Here is a 23,374-nt window from a genome sequence, read left to right on the forward strand (position 1 = left end):
AAAATGATACATAAGGTACAACCACTTGCACAGATAAACAAGCAGATGAAGTTGATGGTGTAGTTGAGGTTGGTTAACTATTTGTAATTAAAGATATTAAATTGTTACAAATTGTCACTTCGAGTGATTTCATCCCGATAGCTATCGGGATTGAAATTGTATCGAGAACTAAAAGAATTTAGTCGTTATATATACCTATCGTCAACTCGCCTTTATCGTTCATCATGGCTCTGTACATACCAGCCGTATTAAAATCAGCTACCATATTACCATCTTTATCTACGGCAACGATACCTCCATCACCGCCTAAGTCAGCCACTTTATCTAATACAGTTTTAGCAGCTTCCTTAAGGCTTAATCCTTTGTAATCCATAAGAGCAGAAATATCATGAGCCACTTGTGCTCTGATGAAGTATTCTCCCCAACCAGTGCTCGACACGGCGCAAGTCGCATTATTAGCATAAGTGCCAGACCCAATAATCGGTGCATCACCGACTCTGCCATAACGCTTATTGGTCATTCCGCCAGTTGAAGTCCCTGAGGCTAAGTTTCCGTTTTTATCTAAGGCGGCACAACCTACAGTGCCAAATTTGGCGTTCTTAATATCCGCATCATAAAAGTCTAAATAGGCAGATTCTGTATCCACTTTTCCTTCTTTTTTGGCTTCACGAGCTTTAACGCGTTTAAGGGATTCTAAACGTCTGTCCGTATGAAAATAAGATGGGTCAACTATCGTTAAACCTTGTTCTTCGGCAAATACCTCAGCTCCTTTTCCAGAGAGCATCACATGTTTTGATTTTTCCATCACAGCTCTGGCCAAATTAATAGGGTTTCTAACATTGGTTGTTCCTGCTGAAGCACCAGCATTCAGGGTTTTGCCATCCATTATCGAGGCGTCTAGTTCGTTAGTTTCGGCATTGGTAAATACAGCACCTTTCCCAGCATTAAACAAAGGAGAATCTTCCATAACGTTGATGGTCTTCTCTACAGCTTCAAGACTGCTTCCTCCATTTTTTAAAATCTCATAACCCACTCTAATAGCTTCTTCTAGTTTGGCTTTATAGGCCGCTTCTTTTTCTGGGGTCATATTGTTTTTTAGGATAGTCCCTGCACCTCCATGAATAATAATGGCAAATTCTGGTTGTTCTGTGGTGCTTTCCGTTGAATTTTCGACTTCTGCAATGGCTTTGGAAGTATTCTCATTTTTACAAGCAAAAAATAAAAACACAGCAAGAACTAATAGAATGATTTTCTTCATAAAGGATTCGATTTTATACCTGCTTTAAAGTTACATTTTTAGAGCTCAAGCTTCAAGTAAATTTGGGTTTTTATTAGTAATTTTATACCATTATTTAATAATTGATAAAAAACAAACATATATGCAAGCAGTTGCTACGGATTTCGGAATAAAAGAGGCTTTAAAACAATTAGGAATTAAAGACATAAATGAAGGTACTTCTACAGGATCTCATCATTTTTCCAATGGTGAAATCATAGAGTCGCATTCACCAGTTGATGGACAATTAATAGCCAAGGTAAAATCATCCACAAGGGACGATTATGAGAAAGCGATGTCCGCTGCTACCGAAGCTTTTAAAACTTGGAGAATAATGCCTGCACCACAACGTGGGGAAATTGTGCGTCAGTTTGGTGAAAAGCTTAGGGAGAAGAAAGAAGCTTTAGGTAAACTAGTATCTTATGAAATGGGAAAATCTTATCAAGAAGGTCTTGGTGAAGTACAGGAAATGATAGATATATGTGATTTTGCCGTTGGGTTATCGCGTCAGTTACATGGCTTAACGATGCACTCTGAACGACCAGGACACCGTATGTATGAGCAATATCATCCGCTCGGTGTGGTAGGGATTATTTCTGCATTCAATTTTCCGGTGGCGGTGTGGTCTTGGAATACAGCATTAGCTTGGATTTGTGGCGATACCTGTATCTGGAAACCATCCGAAAAAACACCTGTTTGCGGTGTGGCCTGTCAGAACATTATTGCTGAAGTTCTTGCCGAGAATAACTTGCCAGAAGGGATTTCTTGTTTAATCAATGGCGATTATCGCGTTGGTGAAATGATGACCAAAGATACACGTGTGCCATTGGTGTCGGCTACCGGTTCTACTCGAATGGGAAAAATAGTAGCCAAGGAAGTGGCAGGACGTTTAGGAAAATCCTTATTAGAATTGGGTGGTAACAATGCTATTATTGTGACGCCAGATGCCGATATAAAAATGACAGTAATTGGAGCTGTTTTTGGTGCTGTAGGGACTTGCGGACAGCGCTGCACCAGTACGCGTCGCTTAATCATTCACGATTCTATTTATGATCAAGTTAAAAACGCCATTATTGATGCTTACAAGCAATTACGAATCGGTAATCCTTTAGATGAAAATAATCATGTTGGGCCATTAATTGATACTGATGCCGTAAAAATGTATGAAGTTGCTTTAGAAAAAGTAGTCGAAGAAGGTGGTAATATTGTTGTAGAAGGCGGTGTTTTATCTGGTGAAGGTTATGAAAGTGGTTGTTATGTAAAGCCAGCTATAGCCGAAGCTGATAATTCCTTTGAAATTGTACAACACGAAACATTTGCCCCTGTTTTATACTTACTGAAGTATTCGGGCGATGTGACTAATGCTATAGATATTCAAAATGGTGTGGCACAAGGTCTATCTTCGGCAATTATGACAAACAATTTACGCGAAGCTGAGCGTTTCTTGTCACATGCAGGTTCTGATTGTGGTATTGCTAATGTGAATATTGGAACTTCTGGTGCAGAAATCGGAGGCGCTTTCGGTGGTGAGAAAGAAACTGGAGGAGGTCGTGAGTCGGGTTCGGATGCTTGGAAGATTTATATGCGTCGCCAAACGAATACGATTAATTATACCACGGAATTACCTTTAGCACAAGGCATTAAGTTTGATTTGTAAGATTTTTAAATTGAAACAACTTTTCACTATTCTTAGTTTGGTGGTTAGTCTTATTGTGAGTTCTCAAACTCAGGTCGACTATAAAGGTATAGATTCTTTGGGACGATCTTTCACGGCAAAACTGAAAAGAGGCGATTTAGAGGAATTTAAGAATCTCAAACCCCCAAAAGATACCTGGACTTATGCTAGGCTTCTTGATTACAAAGAAGATTTGGATAATCCGGATATAAATATCATCATAGGGGATTTTGTAGAGCAATCTACAAGCGAAACTACCTATGGATATAATTTGTTTGCTTATACCAGGTCTGATGAAAATAGTTATGAATATTATTTTGTGGCTATTGTTAGTATCGATACAAGTGAGGGGGAACCCAGGATTGAAAATGTATTTTTATTTACAGAGAAAGAAGGTCTAAAAAGTTGGTGGGGACATGTGTTTGGGCTGTATTATAATGAGACTTATAAAGATACACCTAAATCCTATAGATATCCTGTTTGTCCACCACCACCTTTTAAGACTGATGACTAAGATAGTTTCAAATAACCATTAGAATAAGGAATAAATAAAACCGTTGCTCGTAGAGGAACGGTTTTTTAATTTAAATACCATTAAATTTGAATTAGGAATGGTTTTTGGAATTATTAAACCATTGAGATCATTTTCAGTCTAAAATATATGACAACGAAAGAACTTCAACACTTATATTGGCGAGCGGGTTTTGGAATACAGCCTAGAACACTAGGTAATATGTCTCTGGATAGAAAACAGGTTGTCAATGCACTTTTTGAAAATTCTAAGACTATGACACCATTAGATTTGGACCTTTCCTATTTAGAAGGTGTCAATCCTCGAGATATAAAGAAATTTCCGTCATTGGCAAAAGAGATACGTGAGAAGAATACCAAAACCATATTAAAGTTTAACTATGCTTGGATGGAGCACCTCGTGTTTCCTAAAGAACTACTCAGGGAGCGTATGACGCTTTTTTGGGTCAATCATTTTGTTTGCAGAGACAGAAATCCCAAGCATATGCTTCAATACAATAATACACTTCGATATTTTGCTCTTGGAGACTTTAGGGATTTTGTTAAAGCAATTTCAAGAGAGGCATCAATGTTAAAATACCTAAATGGTAAACAAAATAGAAAGCTTAAGCCCAATGAGAACTTCGCCAGAGAACTGATGGAATTATTTACTTTGGGTGAAGGACATTATTCTGAGAAAGACATTAAAGAGAGTGCTAAGGCCTTCACAGGATACAATCATAATTTTGAGGGGGAATTTGTATTTAGGAACCTTCAACATGATTATGGCTATAAAACCTTTTTTGATAGAACAGGAAGATACGATGGTGATGCTATTATAGATATGATTTTAGACAACAAACAATGTGCACGTTTTATCTCAGGTAAGGTATACCGTTATTTTGTAAATCCTATCCCAAATGAGCATCATATTGAAGCTATGACAAATGTATTCTATGAGGATTATGATATCGAAAACTTGATGCGCTTTGTGTTTCTTTCAGACTGGTTCTACAGTGAGAAAAACATAGGGGCAAAAATTAAATCACCAATCGAGTTTTTGGTCGGAATGGCAAACACAGTTCCTATAAAGTTTGAGAGAAAGACGGACCTTCTCTTTATTCAAAAGGCATTAGGCCAACAGTTGCTAAACCCTCCAAATGTGGCAGGCTGGAAAGGGGATAAGGCCTGGATAGATGCCAATACTATTATGCTGCGCTTAAAACTCCCGTCGCTACTATTAAATAATGCTTTAATTTCTATTAAGGAATACGGTGATTTTAATGACAGATTTAAAGACCAATATATCAAAAGAAGTAAAGGAAAGTTACCCTTTAGGACATTGCCAGATTGGGACTTGTTTTTAGAAAATTTTGAATCTATTGAGAACGAGGATCTTTCTGATTTTATCGTTCAAGGTAAGGTTAATGAAGGAACAGCAGAATATTTAAGAACTTTAAGTAAAGCGTCTAAGCGCGATTACTGTGTTCAGCTGATGTCACTACCAGAATATCAAATGTGTTAGTTATGGAGAGACGAAAATTTATAAAGGATTCGGCTTTAGCAAGTAGCCTGTTATTTGTGCCAAGCTTTGTCAAGGCATTTGAGTCGGTTACTTCGCAACAACTAGGCTATAAACGCTTAGTAATTATTCAACTTGCGGGAGGTAATGATGGACTTAATACCGTAATTCCTTTTAATAATGATATCTACTACAATGCAAGACCTCGTTTGGCAATTACAAAAGATATTATAAGGCTCAATGACCATTTAGGTTTTCATCCTAGTTTAGCACCGTTGCGATCGTTATTTGATAATGGCGAAATGTCAATTATTAATAACGTAGGTTACCCTAATCCCGTAAGATCACATTTTAGGTCGATGGATATCTGGCAAACTGCAAGTGATTCTAATGAGTATTTACAAAGTGGATGGTTAGGACGTTACTTAGATGCACATGGATATAAGCCTTATAATGCCATTGAAATGGATGAGCAATTGAGTTTGGCAATGAAAGGAGAACATTTTAATGGAATTGCCACTAATGACTATAAAGTATTATACAATACCGCTAAAGATCCTTTTTTTAAAAGTGTTCTTAGGCATTACAATGACAAACATTTAAGTGAACATAATTTGGGTTATCTCTACCAAACCATGATTGAAGCAAGGTCTTCTGCAAAATATATTTATGAAAAAACCAAAGTAAAACGGTCGCAGCAAAATTATCCACAAAACAAATTTGCCAAACAGCTTAAAAATGTTGCTCAGTTTATAAATTCTGGATTAGATACTAAAGTATTTTACACATCTCTAGGAGGATTTGACACACATGCCAATCAGCCCAATATCCAAAAACGATTATTGACGCAATATGCAACAAGTGTATTTGCTTTTGTAGAAGACTTGAGGCAACATAAGACTTTTGAAGATACACTTATTTTGACATTCTCAGAGTTTGGCCGTCGCGTAAAACAAAACGCGGCAAATGGTACAGATCATGGTGCCGCAAATAATGTCTTTATAATTGGAAAGAAATTAAAAAAAGCAGGTTTTTATAATAAACTCACTAGCCTTAGTGACTTGGATAGCAATGGCGATTTAAAGTACAAAATTGATTTCAGAACAGTTTATGCTACTATTTTAAATCGTTGGCTAGAAGCAGACGACGCTTTGGTTTTGAACAATACCTATAAGAAACTTAGTTTTATTTAGCCATAACATTTAATTTTTGGAGCTGGAGAGCGACATGTTAACAACACTGTAGAGATTGCATTTTCTAAAACCAAGATTTTACCTATTAAGCAGTTACAGTTGAAATATCTTGAGACGATTGCCAAACCATAATATAAGAGTTGGAATTTAGTCATTACCCAACTAAAAAACCTTGTCTCAACTTTGGCTAATAGCTTAAATGAAACAAGGTTGTGTAATTGATTAATAGCATATCAAAGATGCGCATAATATTAATTGCATATCCAATTTTTTGATGAATGGTAGAAAAAAATGTATAATCTGCATGTCCTAAAAATCGATTTCGATAAGATGCATAAAACATGGATAAAGCCTTAATTAAATCCGATAAACTTAATTGTATTTCACTTTGCGGAGTATCCTAATTGTTTCCTTGTAAGACTTATAGAGGTCTAAGCTATACTTTTTTATATAGGGCTTGGCATAATCGAGTTTAGGCAAAGCATCTTCAAAACCGTTGAGATAGCAGATTAAATAGCTTGCTGCTAAATTCTTGAGATCAGGAATCTCATGATTGGCAAGTGTAATTCCTTTTTCAAGCTTCTCTAATAACGTATTATTCGTATTGTAAATATGATGTAGCACCTTTTTATCATATTGAGGAGGTTTAAAAATTAAATTAGCTTCTATGGAATAATTGGCATTATTATCGAAACGAATCGTCTTTTCTTCAAGTTTATAGTATTTGAAGGATTTTTGAAGTCCAAGTCTCACATATTCTATAATCTTAAAAGAATCTTCATCATAAAAAATAGCAACCTCATCTAAAGCCGAGTAGAACAGTCGAACTTGTTCGTTAACCAATTCAATATCAACACGAGAATAGAAAATTTCATCCTTAACATGCTTTTTTTGCCCAGACCAGCACAATACAAAATACTCTTTAAATACCTTGTAAAGCGGATTGAAGTCTTTCCGTTTGTTCATAAAATCAAACACACCATCAAGGGTCAGTTCAATGTTGTTTTGAGCGTGGTTTTCAATAGACGCCACAATTCTAGAATTAACGTCTTTAATTTCAATATCAAAGACTTTGGGCATGCTCATACTGCCATCCCTAAAGAAAACCGAACCACCATAGTATTTCCAGATGTTTTTCCTTAATGAGGTAATACTATTTATTGGTCTTATAGTGACCAAACCAACAACTTTATCATCGGGAAGATGCGGAAAAGGAATATTTTCGTACTGAACAATAGGTGGGTTGGTAAGATAGGCATTGATGAGATTCTGTATTTTACTGTCGTCAAAAAAATCGGTACCGATGATTTTATTGTCCTCATCCTCAACTCCGATAACGATATACGAATTGTTCTTGGGATTACTATTGGATAGTGCACATATGTGCTTTAAAAATTTAGCCTTTCCTTCTTTATGACTGATGTCCACTTTTCGCTTTTTGTCATAAAAACTATTCTCATCGTTATGAGCTAGTAGATTCTTTATTAGGAGGCGTTTATTAATCATAGTTGTCATTCCTGAGAAAGCAGGAATCTGATTGTTTTAAGAAATTAAATCTTATTTAGATTACATTATGTATTTATATGAGGTTTTGGATTTTGGTAAATAAAGTGAGTGTATTATCTATATATTTTCTAGCTGTGCCTGATGAAGATTTTTTGAATAGATTTATTTTGATTGCAATATCTTCAATTTCGGCTTTCTCATTGACATCTTTCTTAATTATCCTAAACCAATTCAGATTTGTATGAGTTAGAAGGCCATATTTTAGAGGTGTTTTTTCTTCAAATAAAATGGCATCTATTCTTGTTAAATCTTTCTCGTTTTTAATTTTTGAAATATAGTTGTCAATACTATTATGTGCTACAACACCCATGTAATTAACATCCTCTTCCATCAAATATGCATCTATTATGGCTTGACCAAAGTATATTTGTGCTCTTTGGTTAAGACTAATTTCACCGTGAGCAATTGCGCCTTTAATAGGAATCTGATTATTAAAAGCTTTAGTAAACATCCAACGAGTGGCTAATAAAAAATAATGGAAATTCTCAAAACTATCGTTTTTTGAAAAAATTACAATTGAGTCAGAAAAACTCACTACATAAACTTCAGCATCACCAAAATCGTCTATTTCTAAGGCTGCTTCTTCTATAGTTTTTTTAGTTTTAGAGATTCCATTAAGTGATTTATATATTTCATCATGAGACTTTCTCATTACCAAATCTTTAAAACCTAAGATATCTAAGAAAGCAACAAATCTATTATCTGTTGGTTTCCAATTGGTTTTTGTAGATTTTTTTTTGCCCATTTTGGAGTGAGATTAGTTTTTCTTCACAATGGTAGAATTTGCCTGAGCTGTACAAAACATTAATACATCAGCGATGTTAACATGTGCTGGTCTAGATACTGCAAAGTAAATCACTTCAGCTACATCTTCAGCTTGCAATGCTTTATAGCCTTTGTAAACAGAGTCTGCTTCTTTTCCGCCTTTAAAACGTACTTTTGAGAATTCAGTTTCTACCAATCCAGGATTTATGGCCGTAACTTTAATACCAAAAGGGTTGAGGTCTATACGCATACCTTCGGTAATGGCTAAAACGGCATGTTTACTACCGCAATACACATTGCCTTTAGGGTACACTTCCTTACCAGCTGAAGAACCAATATTGATGATATGACCAGATTGGCGCTCTGTCATTTGAGGAATTATCGCTTTGCTTACATAAAGAAGCCCTTTCACATTAATATCCATCATAGCGTCCCAATCGTCTAAACTTCCGGTTTGTATAGGGTCCAAACCATGAGCATTGCCAGCATTATTAATTAAGATATCTATATCTTGAAATTCTTTTGGTAAGGATTCAATAGCTTCTAAAGTTTTTGCTTTATCACGGACATCAAAATTTAAGGTATGTACTTCGGTTTGTTTTGATAAGGCTTTTTCAAGTTCATCTAGACGTTCTTGTCTCCGTCCACACAACACTAACTTAATACCGTGTTTGGCAAATTCGTAAGCTGTGGCTCTACCTATACCGCTAGTTGCTCCGGTTATTAACGCTGTTTTCTTCATAGTATATTTTAAGGGACTTTGTGACCTTGTGCTGCTACCAATACTAAAAACCAGTCTTCGAGTTCAAGGTCAATTTTTGAAGCTTCCATCGCCTGTTTTAATCGCTCTTTATTTGTGGTGCCAATAACAGGGTGAATACCAGCAGGATGCTTCATTATCCAAGCCAATAGTAGTTGATCTTCGGTAGCATTATATTTATCCATCAGTTCACCAAGTTGTTTATGGATACGTCGGGTTTGTTCAGTATCTTCTCTAAACACAGTACCCAGAGGTGACCATGCCATAAGTTTTATGCCACATGTCGTCATATAATCCAAAGTGCCATCGTGCATAGCAGAGTGTTGTGTTAATGAGAACTCTATCTGATTTACATCTATATCCATACGTAAACCAATCATGTCCATTTGAGAAGATGTAAAATTAGAAACACCAAAATCCCTGATTTTTCCATCTTTTTTTAGAATAGTTATAGCTTCAGCTATTTCTTCAGCGACCATTAAAGGGCTTGGTCTATGCAATAATAGCAGGTCTAAATATTCGGTTTCAAGATTTCTCAAGGATTCTTCAACAGACCAAATAATATAGTCTTTACTGTAATTATAGTGCTTCACCTTATTATCTCTGTTTTCACATAGATATTGAATACCGCATTTAGAAATAAGTTGGATAGATTCTCTTTTAATACCAGAATCCAAAAAAGCTTTCCCAAAATCGGCTTCTGTGGTGTAAGCACCATAAATATCTGCATGATCGAAGGTTGTGATATTATGGTCAAGGCAATGATGCATTAAATCTGCCATCTCTTTTTTTGAGAGTTGCTTGCCCCAACTTCCCCAGGTCATAGTACCTGCAATTAATCGAGAATATTTCACTTTTTTTTCAGGTTATATGGATTTTTTTGCAATTGATGTATAAAAATACTTAAAACCTAAGGATTACAGTATCCTTGTTTCGTAATTATTCCATTTCCCCAATCATGACATATTATCAATCGCTAAAAAATCTACTTTTCATTCTTATGTTTTCAGTATGCTTTACAAATTGTTCTAAAGACAACATAAGTGTAGATGGTAATGTAACTAGCATTACCGTAAAATTAAAAAGTACCACCAATGCACTTGATAAGGTCTATATAGATATCGAAGATGTTCAGTTAAAGGTCATAGAAGATGAAAATAATCCTAATGCTTGGGTTAGCTTAAATGCAATCAATCAAGGGGTTTTTAATGCATGTGATTTTAGGGAGAATGATCCTTTAGTTTTGGTAGATAATATGGAAATAGAAGCAGATTATGTTTTTGAAATAAGATTAGTGCTTGGGGATAATAACTTTATGGATATCAGTAACACTTTACATAGCTTGGATGTTTCTTATTTAGGCGATGCAGCGCCATCTAATTTAATTGGGACACAGTTAAATCCCAAGAGGCGTTATGATGTTGTTATTGACATAGACATTGATGCTTCTGTTAGCTATAATGAACAAGAAAACATCATGGTATTGAGTCCAAAACTGTATACAGAAATCAGACAAATTGAATATTAATTATCTTAATCCATAATTAATGAAGATATAAAGAGCCGTAACCAATTGCGGCTCTTTATTTTTTAACCAATTGTTAACAGCAACTACCGAATTATTTTAACATTTTGCATCTTCTAAAAATGACTAAAAACAAGTTCGTTCATAAACCTTTAAAACATGGAAGAAACGAGTACAATTGATATAAAATCAATTAATGAAAAGATAGAAAAAGAAAGTGCATTTGTTGATCTACTGACTTTAGAAATGAATAAGGTAATTGTTGGTCAGAAGCACATGGTTGAACGTTTGCTTATTGGGTTACTTGGTCAAGGGCATATCTTACTAGAGGGGGTTCCTGGTTTGGCAAAAACCTTAGCTATCAATACCTTATCTAAAGCTATTGAGGCTAGTTTTAGCAGGATTCAGTTTACGCCAGACTTATTACCTGCAGATGTCATAGGAACCTTGATTTATAATATCAAAGAGAATGATTTCTCTATTAAAAAAGGTCCAATCTTCGCCAATTTTGTGTTAGCTGATGAGATTAATAGAGCACCAGCTAAAGTACAGTCTGCTTTATTAGAGGCCATGCAAGAAAAACAGGTCACTATTGGAGATGAAACTTTTGTACTCGACAGGCCGTTTCTGGTTATGGCAACTCAAAACCCAGTAGAGCAAGAAGGAACATATCCTTTGCCTGAAGCTCAGGTTGATCGTTTTATGCTAAAGACGGTAATTGATTATCCAAAACTAGATGAGGAGCAACTTATAGTACGTGCCAATCTCAAAGGCACCTTCGATAAAGTAAACCCAGTAGTCTCCATTAAGCAAATTTTAAGTGCACAAGAAGCCGTAAGGGAAGTCTATATGGACGAGAAAATCGAGAAATATATTTTAGATATCATTTTCGCTACGCGTTATCCCGAAAAGTACAGGCTTGGAGATTTAAAGGCTTTGATTTCTTTTGGTGCATCACCACGTGGTAGTATTAATTTAGCCACTGCTGCAAAGTGCTACGCCTTTATTAAGCGAAGAGGCTATGTTATTCCAGAAGACGTAAGAGCTGTAGTTCACGATGTTTTAAGACATAGAATAGGCATTACTTACGAAGCCGAGGCCGAAAATGTCACTTCAGAAGATATTATCAACAAAATCGTCAACGAAATCGAAGTACCATAGGATTTAAGATTTTAGAATAACGAATGACGATTTCAGAAATCGTAAATCAACAATCTTCAATCGTAAATTGAAACATGGATACCAAAGAACTTCTAAAAAAAGTACGAAAGATAGAGATTAAGACACGTCGGTTGTCTGATCATATATTTGGTGGCGAATACCATTCAACCTTCAAAGGACGTGGTATGACGTTTTCAGAAGTACGTCAATATCAATTCGGTGACGATGTAAGAAATATCGATTGGAATGTTACTGCACGTTATAACGAACCTTTTGTAAAAGTCTTCGAAGAAGAACGTGAGCTCACCATGATGCTTATGGCCGATGTATCGGGAAGTAAATTCTTTGGAACAAAAAATCAATTTAAAGATGAGATCGTTACTGAAATAGCGGCAACACTAGCGTTCTCAGCCACGCAGAATAATGATAAAATTGGGTTGATATTGTTTTCGGACGACATAGAGCTATACATACCTCCAAAGAAAGGACGCTCTCATGTTTTGAGGATTATTAGAGAGCTTTTAGAATTTCAGCCAAAAAGTAAAAAAACCAATGTTGCGGAAGCCTTTAAGTTCTTATCTAATGTGATGAAAAAGAAGGCTATTGTTTTTGTATTGTCCGATTTTATTGCTGACGATTATAAGCAAACCTTAAAGATTGCAGCAGGTAGGCATGATATCACCGGAATAAGAATTTATGATAAACACGAAGAGACCATTCCCAATATAGGTATGGTACAAATGGAGGATGAAGAGACTGGTGAATTAATGCTAGTCAATACGGCATCAAAAAAAGTAAGGCTTAATTATGGTAAGTTCTACAATGATAAGGTCGATTATTTTAAGGACAGTTTTACTAAATCTGGAGCAGGAACTATAAACTGTAGAGTTGATGAAAGTTACGTAAAGAAATTGTTAGGCTATTTTAAAAGAAGAGGATAATTAGAAGTTAGAAGTGAAAAGTGAAAAGTTATATACAAGGGTTGTACTAACAAGAAATCAATTGATATTATGTCTTGTCTTTTGTCTTTTGAATCTTGTTTCTTATGCTCAAGTTACTTCTGAAGTTGACACTACTAAAATTCGCATAGGCGAACAAATAGATTATAAAATCAAAGTCGAAGCGGATTCTACAGCATTGGTTGTTTTTCCGGAAGGGCAAACATTTATGCCTCTAGAAGCTGTTGAAGCTTCAGATGTAGATACCATCAAAAAAGACGCCAAGGTTCTACTGTCCAGAGTTTATAAGCTTACACAATTCGATTCAGGCGCTTATACCATTCCACGGCAAAAAATTATTATTGGTGATAAACCTTTCTTTACAGATTCGCTCAAGGTGGAGGTTAATACTATTGAAGTAGATACTACGAAGCAGAAACTCTATGATATCAAACCTATAATAGAAGTAGACAAAAGCGGTAGTAATTGGTGGTTGTGGTTATTAGGAATTTTAATAGCAATTGCCTTAGTAGCTTTCCTATTATATTGGTTTATTTGGAGACAAAAACCACTCACCGAAGAGGAAGAGATAGCATTGTTACCTCCTTACGATCGTGCAAAACTAGCATTAAAAAAACTGGACGAGAGTCAGTACTTAATCCGATCCGAAATCAAAGACTATTATTCTGAGTTAACGTTGGTTATCCGGAAATATTTAGACGAAAAGGTTTACGATCGTTCACTAGAAAGTACAACAGATGAATTAATTTCGAGACTTCAACTATTAAAAGAAGGGAATCAATTTCCTTTTACAAAAGAAACCATTCATAATCTTGAGACCATTCTAAAACGAGCAGACCTCGTAAAGTTTGCAAAATCAGCTCCTGATGTTGCCCTTATTGAAATGGATAGGGCCACCATAGAAAAGGAAGTAGAAAGCGTTAAGGCATGTTTGCCAGAGCCTACGGAAGAAGAAAAGCTTTTAGACCAACAATACAAAGAAGCGCAAGAGCGCAAAAAGAAGCGAAGAAAGATTATACTAACAGTAGCTATTTCACTATTCTTAATCATAGCTACTTATGTAGGTTTTGGTCTAAAATATGGATTTGGTTATGTAAAAGATACTGTCTTAGGTAACGAGAGTAAAGAGCTATTAGAGGGCGAGTGGGTTGAAAGTGCTTATGGCTTTCCCCCAGTTTATATAGAAACACCTCAAGTATTAAAACGTATGCCAGATTCACTTCCTAATGAATTGAAGGATAAATTTGAACGTACAATTTTTGCGTTTGGAGGCGAACACAAGAATATTAGTATAGCCATTATTACAACTAAAGCAGTTAAAGTAGAAAATCAACCAAAGCAAGAGGATATTGAAAAAAATGTAGCACAATCCATCGACCAGATTTTAAGTGAGTGGGAATCTAAAAATGTTCAGAACATTATCACTAAAGGAGAACAATACATAACACCTAATGCTGTTGAGGGGATTAAGACTTATGGTTATGCTGATTTCCCTATTCCTAATTCGGGAGATACCCTAAAAGGGGAATATGCCATTTTTAGTTTTGCTACAAATGATGCCATAATGCACGTGACACTAATTTGGTCAAAAGATGATGTATACGTAGCAGAGATTATCGATAGAATTATCGGTTCTATAGAATTGAAGTCAGACGAACAAGCAAATGCCGAACAAGAAGCCCAGAATTGATGTTTGAGAATATAGAGTTTTTAAATAAAGAATTATTTTGGTTTCTATTGCTAATACCAATAGCCATAGTCTGGTATGTTTTTAAGCATAACAAACAAACGGCCGAGCTTAAAATATCCAGTATCAAAGGTTTTAAAACTTCCTCTTCCCTTTGGTCAAAATTGAGACATTTACTTTTTGTATTTCGGCTTTTGGCCTTGGGCTTATTAATAACTGCTTTAGCCAGACCAAGGACTGTAGATGTATCTACAAGAACTAAAACAACAAGAGGTATCGATATTGTGATGTCTATTGATGTTTCGGCAAGTATGTTGGCAAAAGATTTACGGCCAAACCGATTAGAAGCCTTAAAAGCAGTAGCGGCAGATTTTATCGATGGTCGTCCAAATGACAGAATAGGATTGGTTGAATATGCTGGCGAAGCCTATACCAAAACACCAATTACAAGCGATAAATCCATTGTGCAACGTTCGCTTAGGGACATTAAATACAATACGATTATAGAAGGAGGCACTGCGATTGGTATGGGATTGGCAACTTCTGTCAATCGCCTCAAGGATAGTAGGGCCAAGAGTAAAGTCATTATTCTTTTAACGGATGGAGTCAATAACTCTGGTTTTATAGACCCAAAGATAGCCAGTGAACTTGCTGTAGAATATGGCATCAAAGTATATACTATTGGCTTGGGGACTAACGGTATGGCTCTATCTCCGATTGCGATAAACCCTAACGGAACATTTAGATATGGACGCCAACAAGTTGAAATAGACGAAGCGTTATTAGAAGAAATTGCAGAAGCTACTGGTGGAAAATACTTTAGGGCAACCAACAATAAAAAGCTCGCAGAAATTTATAAAGAAATCAATAAGCTAGAAAAAACGGAAGTAGAAGAAAAGAAGTATTACAATTATGAAGAAAAGTATAGACCATTAGTTTTATTAGCTGGGTTGTTACTTTTAATAGAATTAATATTACGACATACAATATTTAGAAGCTTTGTTTAGACTCGACGAGAAAATATGGTTTTGGACGTTGCTGGTAATCCCAGTAATCGTATTATTATTTGTACTATTACAAATCTGGAAGCGCGCAGCACGAAAAAAGTTTGCAGATAGTTATTTGCTTAAGCGATTAAGCCCAAATCAATCCCTGTTCAAAAGTACTTTAAAAATACTGGTACTATGTGGTGCGTTTGCCTGCTTATCATTGGCTTTGGTCAATCCTAAAATTGGTACAAAACTAGAAACGGTGCGCAGCCAAGGTGTTGATATTGTCTTTGCGGTAGATGTTTCAAAGAGTATGTTGGCCGAGGATATTGCACCAAATCGATTGGAAAAATCAAAACAACTGGTAAGGGAAATCATAAACAGTTTAGCAAGTGATCGTGTAGGTATTATTGCCTATGCAGGTAAAGCATTCCCCCAATTACCAATAACAACGGACTATGCATCAGCCAAGATGTTTTTACAAAATATGAATACAGATATGTTATCTTCCCAAGGAACGGCTATACATGAAGCGATTCAATTGGCGAAAACCTATTATGATGATGAAGAGCAAACCAATAGAATTTTAATTATCATTTCCGATGGGGAAGATCATGGTGGAGAGGCAGTAGATATTGCAGAAGAAGCCATGGAAGAAGGTATAAGGATATTAACCGTTGGTGTAGGCGACACTAAAGGAGGTCCAATACCAATTAAACGAAATGGTATTGTACTCAATTACAAAAAGGATCGTAATGGTGAGACGGTTATTACGCGTTTAGATGAAACTACATTACAGCAAATTGCCGAAGAGACTAACGGTATATATGTTAATGGAAGCAATACGGGAGAGGTTGTAGAAACTATAAAAGATGTTCTCGACAAGATGGACAAAAAAGAATTTGAATCTAAACAAATAGCAGATTATAAAGACCAATTTCAGTGGTTTTTGGGCTTAGGGATTGTATTGCTTTTTATCGATATATTATTTTTAGAGCGAAAAACAGCTTGGTTAAAGAAACTTAATTTGTTTAATGAAAACTTTTAGAGTTTCTTTAACGCTAATAAAACAAAGGGTTTGTTACTTTTAAATTAAAGTAGAATGGGTATGAAGTTTTACACATTGATTCTTGTAATACTAATAGGGTTTTCAGGTCTTTCGCAAGAAATTGACAAGGAACGTCTAAAAGACGAAAGAAAAGCGTCTAATTTAGTGTATAATGCTAACGAATTGTTAGAAGATAACAATTACGTAGAAGCAGAAATGGAATACAGAAAGGCCATTTCTAAAGCACCTAGTAAAGCTGTTGGATCCTACAATTTGGCACATTCGTACTACAATAAAGGAAGCCTAGACGAAGCATTGTTTAGAAGTCAAGAGGCAGCAAAGAATGCAACTACAAAAGACGAAAAGCATAGAGCTTATCATAATATTGGTAATATTTTGATGAAGAACGACTTATGCAAAGAGGCAGTTGAAGCATTTAAGAACGCTCTTAGAAGTAATCCTAATGATGACGAAACGCGTTACAACTTTGCCTTAGCAAAGGAATGTGCCGAGCAGCAAAAAGATGGAGGTGGCGAAGACGATAAAAAAGACGAGAACAAAGAAGAAGAAAAAGATAAGGAGGAAGAACAAAAAAAAGAAGACGAGGATAAAGAAAACAAGGATAAAAAAGACGAAGGCGATAAAGATAAAAAGGAAGGTGACAAAGAGGAAGATGAAAACGGAAAGCCTAAAGACGATAAAAAAGATGATGGTAAAGGAGATAAGGACAATAAGGATAAAAACCAAAAGCCAAAACCTAAGCCTGGCCAAATGTCTCCCCAGCAAATGAAGAATATCTTAGACGCTATGCAGAACCAAGAACAGAAAGTTCAGCAGAAGATAAATGCCGAAAAACAAAAAGGAGCCAAAGTAAAAACAGAGAAGGACTGGTAAACGATATTTGGAGTTTACAAAACTTTAATATTTCCCAAAAAAGCAGTCGGTATGTTTTTTAACAGATGAACTTAACTAAGCACATATCAATATTAGTAATACTGTTTATTACAAACTTAGCTTTTTCCCAAGTAAAATTTGAAGCCAAAGTCAGTAAGAAGAAGTTAGGAATTAATGAACGTTTGCGTATCGATTTTGAGATGAACAAAGATGGAGATAACTTTGTACCTCCAAGTTTTGATGATTTTACCGTAGTAGGTGGCCCTAATACATCTTTGATGAATTCTTATGCCAATGGTAAAAAGACGTACCAAAAAACCTATAGTTATTTTCTGGCTCCTAAAAAAAGAGGCAAGTTCACCATAAAACAAGCAAAGATTGAGATCGAAGGAGAGATTTATAAAACTTTCCCCATAACAATAACTGTAACAGCTGCTGTTGATCGGCCAAATGGATCGCCAGATGCTTCAGACGTAGCTTCCGAAAATATTCATTTGGTAGCTGAGGTCTCTAAAACTAACCCTTATTTAAATGAAGGCCTAACTGTAGTATACAAACTGTATGTCTCCCCAGAAACTGGTGTAAGCAATTGGAGAGAAAAAGACAATCCTAGATATAACGATTTTTGGAGTCAGAACATTGAGATTAAAGGGTTAAATATTCAGAAAGGCTCATATAAAGGTGAAGAATATCGTTATGTAGTTCTCAGAAAGACAGTACTTTATCCACAAAAGACAGGAAAGCTAAAGCTAGAGCCTTTAGTCTTGGATGTTACTGTTGAAGTCCCTTCGGGAAGAGCAGATATTTTTGGGCGCCAAATAATGACCAAAGTCCCTAAGACGATAACAGCAGGGAGTAGAACCATTAACGTAAAACCTTTGCCCGAGAGAGGGAAGCCATCAGACTTTAAAGGCGCAGTAGGGGATTTTACGTTTACTGTAACAACATCAAAGAGTCAACTGAATGCTACAGAATCACTTCAGGCAAAAATAGAAGTTTCTGGTAAAGGGAATTTAAAGCTATTTGAACTTCCAACATTAACGACGCCAAGTTCACTTGAGGTCTATGAACCAGAGCATAAGGAAAATGTACGCACAAATTTAAGCGGAATGCAAGGTCGCATTTCAGATACATATACTATTGTACCACAGTACAGAGGTAAATATCCGATCCCTTCTATTTCCTTTTCATATTTCGATTTAAAGACGGAAAGCTATAGACGCATAACATCAGACGAAATAGTTATTGATGTACTTGAAGGCCCTACAGCTGCAATAAATAATACAGATGAAGCTAAAGCAGCGGTAAACACAAAGCAAACGGTAAGACCTAGTACCAATACCTTTGCATTTATAAAAACCACATCTAATTGGACACCAATTATTAGCAAGCCATTTTTTAAATCAACAGGGTTTTGGTCTATGTTATTATTACCATTTTTTGCGATTCCAGTAGCCATATTTATAAGAAGAACAAAAGATAAACGCGATGCTGACGTTCAGGGTAATCGTATTAGAAAAGCAGATCGATTGGCCAGAAAGTATCTCGGTGAGGCGAAGAAAAATTTAGGCCAGAAAGAGGTCTTCTATGAATCTTTAGAAAGAGCACTTCATAACTACTTAAAAGCTAAGCTAAATATTGAAACTAGTGATTTTAACAAAGAAAAGATTGGCAATCTCCTTGAAAAACGACAAGTAGAAAACCAAGTGACATCAGATTTTATTTCAATATTAGAAAACTGTGAACTGGCACGTTATACACCAATAACCAATGTTACAATGAATAATGATTATGATAAATCGGCAAAAACAATTTCACTAATAGACAAACAAATAAGATAAGGTGAAAAAACATATTACCATATTAGTTTATTGCTTGGGGCTTTTTGTATTCTCTCAAAACAACCAACTTTTTGATGAAGCCAACGCTTTGTACAATCAGGGGAAGTATGCTGAGGCCATAGATAAATACGAATCGGTATTAGAAACAGGTGAACATTCAGCTGAACTTTATTTTAATCTCGGTAATGCTAATTACAAGCTTAACAATATTGCGCCAAGTGTTTACTATTATGAAAAAGCATTATTGCTCAACCCTAAAGACACAGACATAAAAAACAATCTGGCTTATGCGCAAAATATGACCATAGACGCTATTGATAAAGCACCTCAAGTTGGCTTTGCTAGAATTGTTAATAATGTTGTAAACACTTTTAATACAGATACTTGGGCGAAAATAGCGATTGTAGGCGTCATGATATTTGTTTTATTGTTTTTAATGTACCATTTCTCTTATGCAACATCAAGAAAACGAATTGCGTTTATAGTGAGTGTATTTAGCTTATTTTTAGCCTGTTTCTCAGTCGCTATGGCATTTCAAAAAGAGCGTTTAAATAGTAAAGACAATCCCGCAATTGTTTTTGCCCAAGAATCTAGAGTTAAATCCGAAGCCAATAGGGTCTCCGAGGAAGTCTTTAGGCTTCATGAGGGGACTAAAGTACAGGTTTTAGAGTCTTATGAGGATTGGAAAAAGATTCAACTTTCAGATAATTCCACAGGCTGGATTCCCGCTAGCGACATAAAAATCATTAAGTCCTTTTAGATTTTCTTAACAAAATCATATATTGTAGGTGTTATATTTGTTTATAGCACAACCTATGACTTTGAAAAAAAACCTAGCACTTTTTTTCATGATTTTCTTCATGTTAATAAATAGTGCACCGACTATTATTTTATCATTAGATAATTCTATTGATAGCACTATCCTTTTGGGGCTAGGCGAAGAAGAGGAAAAAGAAGATATAAAACTTCTCTTCGAAGATATTTCTGAAGAATCGCTGAACACTTCTCGAGATACTACTATTTTTGAAAGTGTTGGTTACACTTCTAAGAAATACCTGAAACCACATCTCAATTTGATTTTTCCACCTCCAGAGCAACGATTGGCCTAATATTCACCAATCAATAGCAATTGACGTTATCAAATTTTAAAATTAACTAAATCAACCACCTTAGGATTATTCTCGGGTACTAACAATATAAAAACATGTTTAAAACATTAAAAAGTGATATCCCAGCTAGTATAGTTGTATTTTTCGTTGCCCTACCATTGTGTTTGGGTATTGCGCTAGCAAGTGGAGCACCTTTATTTTCAGGATTAATTGCCGGGATAGTCGGTGGTATAGTCGTTGGATTTCTTAGTGGCTCCGAAATAGGTGTAAGTGGACCAGCTGCAGGATTGGCAGCTATTGTACTTACGGCTATTACAGCACTGGGAGGATGGGAAAATTTCCTCGTAGCTGTAGTATTAGGTGGAGCAATTCAAATTGTATTTGGAATACTTAGACTCGGTATTATTGGTTATTATTTTCCTTCATCTGTTATAAAAGGAATGCTTACAGGTATAGGAATCATAATTATCCTAAAACAAATACCATATTTCTTCGGAATAGATAAAAACCCTGAAGGAGATTTTGCCTTTTTGCAAATGGATGGAGAAAATACCTTCACAGAGTTATTAAAAACATTAAACGCATTACTAAGCGGAAACTTTGATAAAGGCGCAACGATTATCGCGTTAATTGCTATGGCAATATTGATTTTATGGGGCAACGTTTTGAGTAAGAAAGGTAAGTTTTTTCAATTGGTGCAAGGGCCTCTGGTTGCAGTAGTTGTAGGGATTATTTTTTTCTTTCTAACTAGAGATTCTAATTTGGCACTTAGTGCAGAGCACTTGGTATCTGTTCCAGTGCCAGAAAGTTTGTCAGATATAGCGTCCTTATTGGCATTCCCTAATTTTGAAGTCATTACCAGAGGTGATGTAATACTTACTGGATTTACAATAGCATTGGTAGCCTCGTTAGAGACACTTCTATGTGTTGAAGCTACTGATAAACTCGACCCTCATAAGCGGGTAACGCCTACCAATAGAGAATTATTGGCTCAAGGAACTGGTAATATGGTGTCTGGTTTTATAGGTGGACTGCCGATAACTCAGGTTATTGTACGCAGTTCGGCAAATATTCAATCTGGTGGGCAAACAAAGGCAAGTGCAATAATCCATGGTTTCTTTTTATTAATTTCAGTACTTACCATACCGCAAATACTAAACTATATTCCTCTATCCGTGTTGGCTGCCGTACTATTTATTGTAGGCTATAAATTGGCAAAACCATCGACTTTTAAGGCTATGTATAATGGAGGTTGGATGCAATTTGTACCTTTTATTGTAACAGTTTTAGGGATTGTATTCTTAGATCTTCTTAAAGGAATAGGTCTTGGGCTTGTTGTTGGTATATTTATCGTTCTCTACAGAAGTTATAAAAATTCTCATTTCTTGCACAAAGAAGGTGAAGACGTTGATGATGGTAAGATTAAAATGACACTAGCAGAAGAAGTCACTTTTTTTAACAAAGGAGCTATATTAAAAGAATTAGATCGTGTGCCCGAGAATTCTACTTTAGAATTAGACGTAAGAAACACAAGGTACTTGGATAACGATATTATAGAAATTCTTGAAGATTTTGCATTTAAGGCTAAAGAACGCAATATCAATATAAGACTATTCTCAGAACGTGGCATTGTTGAAAATCCCGATAGTTTTATTGCGTTTTTTAAAACCGAAAAACTCTAACTAAAAGCTATTGTTTCAAAAGTCTGATAATCAAATAAAGTGTAAGAAATGAAAAATACAGCAATCACTAAAAATATACAAAGTGCCTTATCACCAAAGGATGTTCTAAATGATCTTATTGAGGGGAACAATCGGTTTATAAATGGACAATTAGAGCCTAAGGATAATTTGGCATTGGTAAATCAAACCATTTTAGGACAATATCCCAAAGCTGTAGTACTGTCTTGTATAGATTCTCGTGTACCTGTTGAAACCATTTTAGATCAGGCTATAGGTGATATTTTTGTTGCCAGAGTTGCTGGTAATTTTGAAAATACTGATATTCTGGGAAGCTTGGAATACTCTTGCAATGTAGCTGGTAGTAAATTGATTTTAGTTTTAGGGCATGAGAGTTGTGGCGCCGTTAAAGCGGCTTGTGATGGTGTGGAGCTCGGTAATATTACAGCAATGCTAGATAATATAATGCCCGCGGTTAGAAAATCTGCCGATGAGGTTGAAGGTGAAGCCAATTCGTCTAACAAAGAATTTGTGGCAAAAACTGTAGAGAACAATGTGAAATTAACGATGGACCGTATTAGAAAGAAAAGTCCAATCTTGGCAGAGATGGAAGAGTATGGGGAAATCGCTATTGTTGGAGGCGTGTACAATCTCCATACCGGAAAAGTAGAAATGCTTTAATGAATAGTTTTAAGCTTCTTCTTCGGAAGCTAATTCCTGTTCTTCTTCACTCTTTATCAGATTAGGAAATATCATAGGTGCTAATGATTTTACAGGCCCATATAAAGCACTTTTTTCCAAATCTTCTTTTTCCATAAAGGGCAGAGTTTTATTTAGTTTATTAAACACAATAAGCAGTATACTTAAGATCAGCCCTATTTTTAATGCGCCAAAAACGCCACCAAGTAATTTATTTAGCATTCCCAAAGCCGCAAAATCCGCTAGTTTGGTCAACGCCTTTCCTGCCAAACTAATCGCTAGAACTATAATAACAAATGTAATCGCAAAGGCGATAATGTTGATGGTTTTTTCATTCCAATCTACTCTAGACTCCAAAAAATCAGCAGCAAAGTAACTAAAATGAATAGCGCCGTATACTCCTAAAACCAATGCTAAGAGCGAAGCAATTTCTACAAAAAGCCCCTTGAAAAGTCCTCTAATAAATCCAAATAGTATAAGGGCAGCCAGTATAATGTCAATAATACTCATAGGAAT

General features: G+C 35.6%; 22 protein-coding genes. 16 read left to right on the top strand and 6 right to left on the bottom strand.

All coding sequences use genetic code 11. The features are described 5' to 3' along the window. Nucleotides 1–178: 178 nt before the first annotated feature. A complete protein-coding gene (locus Q0972_RS09190; protein ID WP_299365101.1) occupies nt 179–1,258 on the bottom strand; it encodes an isoaspartyl peptidase/L-asparaginase family protein in 1,080 nt (359 codons plus the stop codon). A gap of 121 nt (nt 1,259–1,379) precedes the next feature. On the opposite strand from Q0972_RS09190, the gene Q0972_RS09195 reads away from it, so the two are divergent. The 4 genes from Q0972_RS09195 (at nt 1,380) to Q0972_RS09210 (ending at nt 6,176) form a co-directional block, all read left to right on the top strand. Further along, complete coding sequence (locus tag Q0972_RS09195; protein WP_299365102.1) at nt 1,380–2,933, top strand: aldehyde dehydrogenase family protein; 1,554 nt, start codon at nt 1,380–1,382, stop codon at nt 2,931–2,933. Between the two features lie 10 nt (nt 2,934–2,943). After that, the gene (locus tag Q0972_RS09200) at nt 2,944–3,465 is read left to right on the top strand and encodes a hypothetical protein (RefSeq protein WP_299365104.1); all 522 of its coding nucleotides are present in this window, start codon (nt 2,944–2,946) and stop codon (nt 3,463–3,465) included. Between the two features lie 147 nt (nt 3,466–3,612). Further along, entirely contained in the window at nt 3,613–4,986 is a 1,374-nt protein-coding gene (locus tag Q0972_RS09205; RefSeq protein WP_299365106.1) for a DUF1800 domain-containing protein, read from the top strand. A 2-nt stretch (nt 4,987–4,988) separates the two neighbouring features. Beyond that, nucleotides 4,989–6,176, top strand: coding sequence for a DUF1501 domain-containing protein (locus tag Q0972_RS09210; protein WP_299365108.1), 1,188 nt, complete (start codon nt 4,989–4,991; stop codon nt 6,174–6,176). 372 nt (nt 6,177–6,548) lie between these two features. Here the strand turns inward: Q0972_RS09210 and Q0972_RS09215 are convergent, their stop codons facing one another. From Q0972_RS09215 to Q0972_RS09230, 4 genes are all read right to left on the bottom strand, one after another. Then, nucleotides 6,549–7,682 carry an ATP-binding protein gene (locus Q0972_RS09215; RefSeq protein WP_299365110.1) on the bottom strand — a complete coding sequence of 378 codons (1,134 nt, stop codon included), beginning with the start codon at nt 7,680–7,682 and terminating at the stop codon, nt 6,549–6,551. A gap of 73 nt (nt 7,683–7,755) precedes the next feature. Next, the gene (locus tag Q0972_RS09220) at nt 7,756–8,487 is read right to left on the bottom strand and encodes a hypothetical protein (protein ID WP_299365112.1); all 732 of its coding nucleotides are present in this window, start codon (nt 8,485–8,487) and stop codon (nt 7,756–7,758) included. 12 nt (nt 8,488–8,499) lie between these two features. Further along, nucleotides 8,500–9,249, bottom strand: coding sequence for an SDR family NAD(P)-dependent oxidoreductase (locus Q0972_RS09225; protein ID WP_299365114.1), 750 nt, complete (start codon nt 9,247–9,249; stop codon nt 8,500–8,502). 8 nt (nt 9,250–9,257) lie between these two features. After that, entirely contained in the window at nt 9,258–10,121 is an 864-nt protein-coding gene (locus Q0972_RS09230; protein ID WP_299365116.1) for an aldo/keto reductase family oxidoreductase, read from the bottom strand. A 146-nt stretch (nt 10,122–10,267) separates the two neighbouring features. Here Q0972_RS09230 and Q0972_RS09235 point away from each other — a divergent pair, with 146 nt between their 5' ends. The 12 genes from Q0972_RS09235 to Q0972_RS09290 all read left to right on the top strand — a co-directional run bounded on the left by Q0972_RS09235 (nt 10,268) and on the right by Q0972_RS09290 (nt 22,840). Then, nucleotides 10,268–10,795, top strand: a complete 528-nt coding sequence (locus tag Q0972_RS09235; RefSeq protein WP_299365118.1) for a DUF4382 domain-containing protein — start codon at nt 10,268–10,270, stop codon at nt 10,793–10,795. Nucleotides 10,796–10,951: 156 nt separating this feature from the next. Next, a complete protein-coding gene (locus tag Q0972_RS09240) occupies nt 10,952–11,953 on the top strand; it encodes a MoxR family ATPase (RefSeq protein WP_299365120.1) in 1,002 nt (333 codons plus the stop codon). A gap of 74 nt (nt 11,954–12,027) precedes the next feature. Further along, on the top strand, nt 12,028–12,894 hold the full coding sequence (locus Q0972_RS09245) for a DUF58 domain-containing protein (RefSeq protein ID WP_299365122.1): 867 nt from the start codon (nt 12,028–12,030) through the stop codon (nt 12,892–12,894). A gap of 88 nt (nt 12,895–12,982) precedes the next feature. Beyond that, nucleotides 12,983–14,602, top strand: coding sequence for a hypothetical protein (locus tag Q0972_RS09250; protein WP_299365124.1), 1,620 nt, complete (start codon nt 12,983–12,985; stop codon nt 14,600–14,602). Continuing rightward, a complete protein-coding gene (locus Q0972_RS09255) occupies nt 14,602–15,606 on the top strand; it encodes a VWA domain-containing protein (RefSeq protein WP_299365126.1) in 1,005 nt (334 codons plus the stop codon). The genes Q0972_RS09250 and Q0972_RS09255 overlap by 1 nt, the downstream gene beginning before the upstream one ends. Then, the gene (locus Q0972_RS09260; protein ID WP_299365128.1) at nt 15,599–16,636 is read left to right on the top strand and encodes a VWA domain-containing protein; all 1,038 of its coding nucleotides are present in this window, start codon (nt 15,599–15,601) and stop codon (nt 16,634–16,636) included. Before Q0972_RS09255 ends, Q0972_RS09260 begins: the two co-directional genes overlap by 8 nt. A 54-nt stretch (nt 16,637–16,690) precedes the next feature. After that, nucleotides 16,691–17,530: an aerotolerance regulator BatC gene (locus Q0972_RS09265; RefSeq protein WP_367182400.1), complete on the top strand. Its 840-nt coding sequence runs from the start codon at nt 16,691–16,693 to the stop codon at nt 17,528–17,530. A 65-nt stretch (nt 17,531–17,595) separates the two neighbouring features. Beyond that, a complete protein-coding gene (locus Q0972_RS09270; protein ID WP_299365130.1) occupies nt 17,596–19,371 on the top strand; it encodes a BatD family protein in 1,776 nt (591 codons plus the stop codon). Between the two features lies 1 nt (nt 19,372). Then, nucleotides 19,373–20,131, top strand: coding sequence for a tetratricopeptide repeat protein (locus Q0972_RS09275; protein WP_299365132.1), 759 nt, complete (start codon nt 19,373–19,375; stop codon nt 20,129–20,131). Between the two features lie 88 nt (nt 20,132–20,219). Next, the gene (locus Q0972_RS09280) at nt 20,220–20,480 is read left to right on the top strand and encodes a hypothetical protein (RefSeq protein ID WP_299365134.1); all 261 of its coding nucleotides are present in this window, start codon (nt 20,220–20,222) and stop codon (nt 20,478–20,480) included. A gap of 95 nt (nt 20,481–20,575) precedes the next feature. Further along, on the top strand, nt 20,576–22,162 hold the full coding sequence (locus tag Q0972_RS09285; protein ID WP_299365135.1) for a SulP family inorganic anion transporter: 1,587 nt from the start codon (nt 20,576–20,578) through the stop codon (nt 22,160–22,162). A gap of 48 nt (nt 22,163–22,210) precedes the next feature. Then, nucleotides 22,211–22,840: a carbonic anhydrase family protein gene (locus Q0972_RS09290; RefSeq protein WP_299365136.1), complete on the top strand. Its 630-nt coding sequence runs from the start codon at nt 22,211–22,213 to the stop codon at nt 22,838–22,840. Nucleotides 22,841–22,849: 9 nt separating this feature from the next. Here Q0972_RS09290 and Q0972_RS09295 read toward each other — a convergent pair whose 3' ends face one another. Further along, complete coding sequence (locus Q0972_RS09295) at nt 22,850–23,368, bottom strand: CvpA family protein (protein ID WP_299365138.1); 519 nt, start codon at nt 23,366–23,368, stop codon at nt 22,850–22,852. Nucleotides 23,369–23,374 lie beyond the last annotated feature (6 nt).

Source organism: Winogradskyella sp., from assembly GCF_028282165.1.
In the GTDB taxonomy this organism is placed as follows: Bacteria; Bacteroidota; Bacteroidia; order Flavobacteriales; family Flavobacteriaceae; genus Winogradskyella.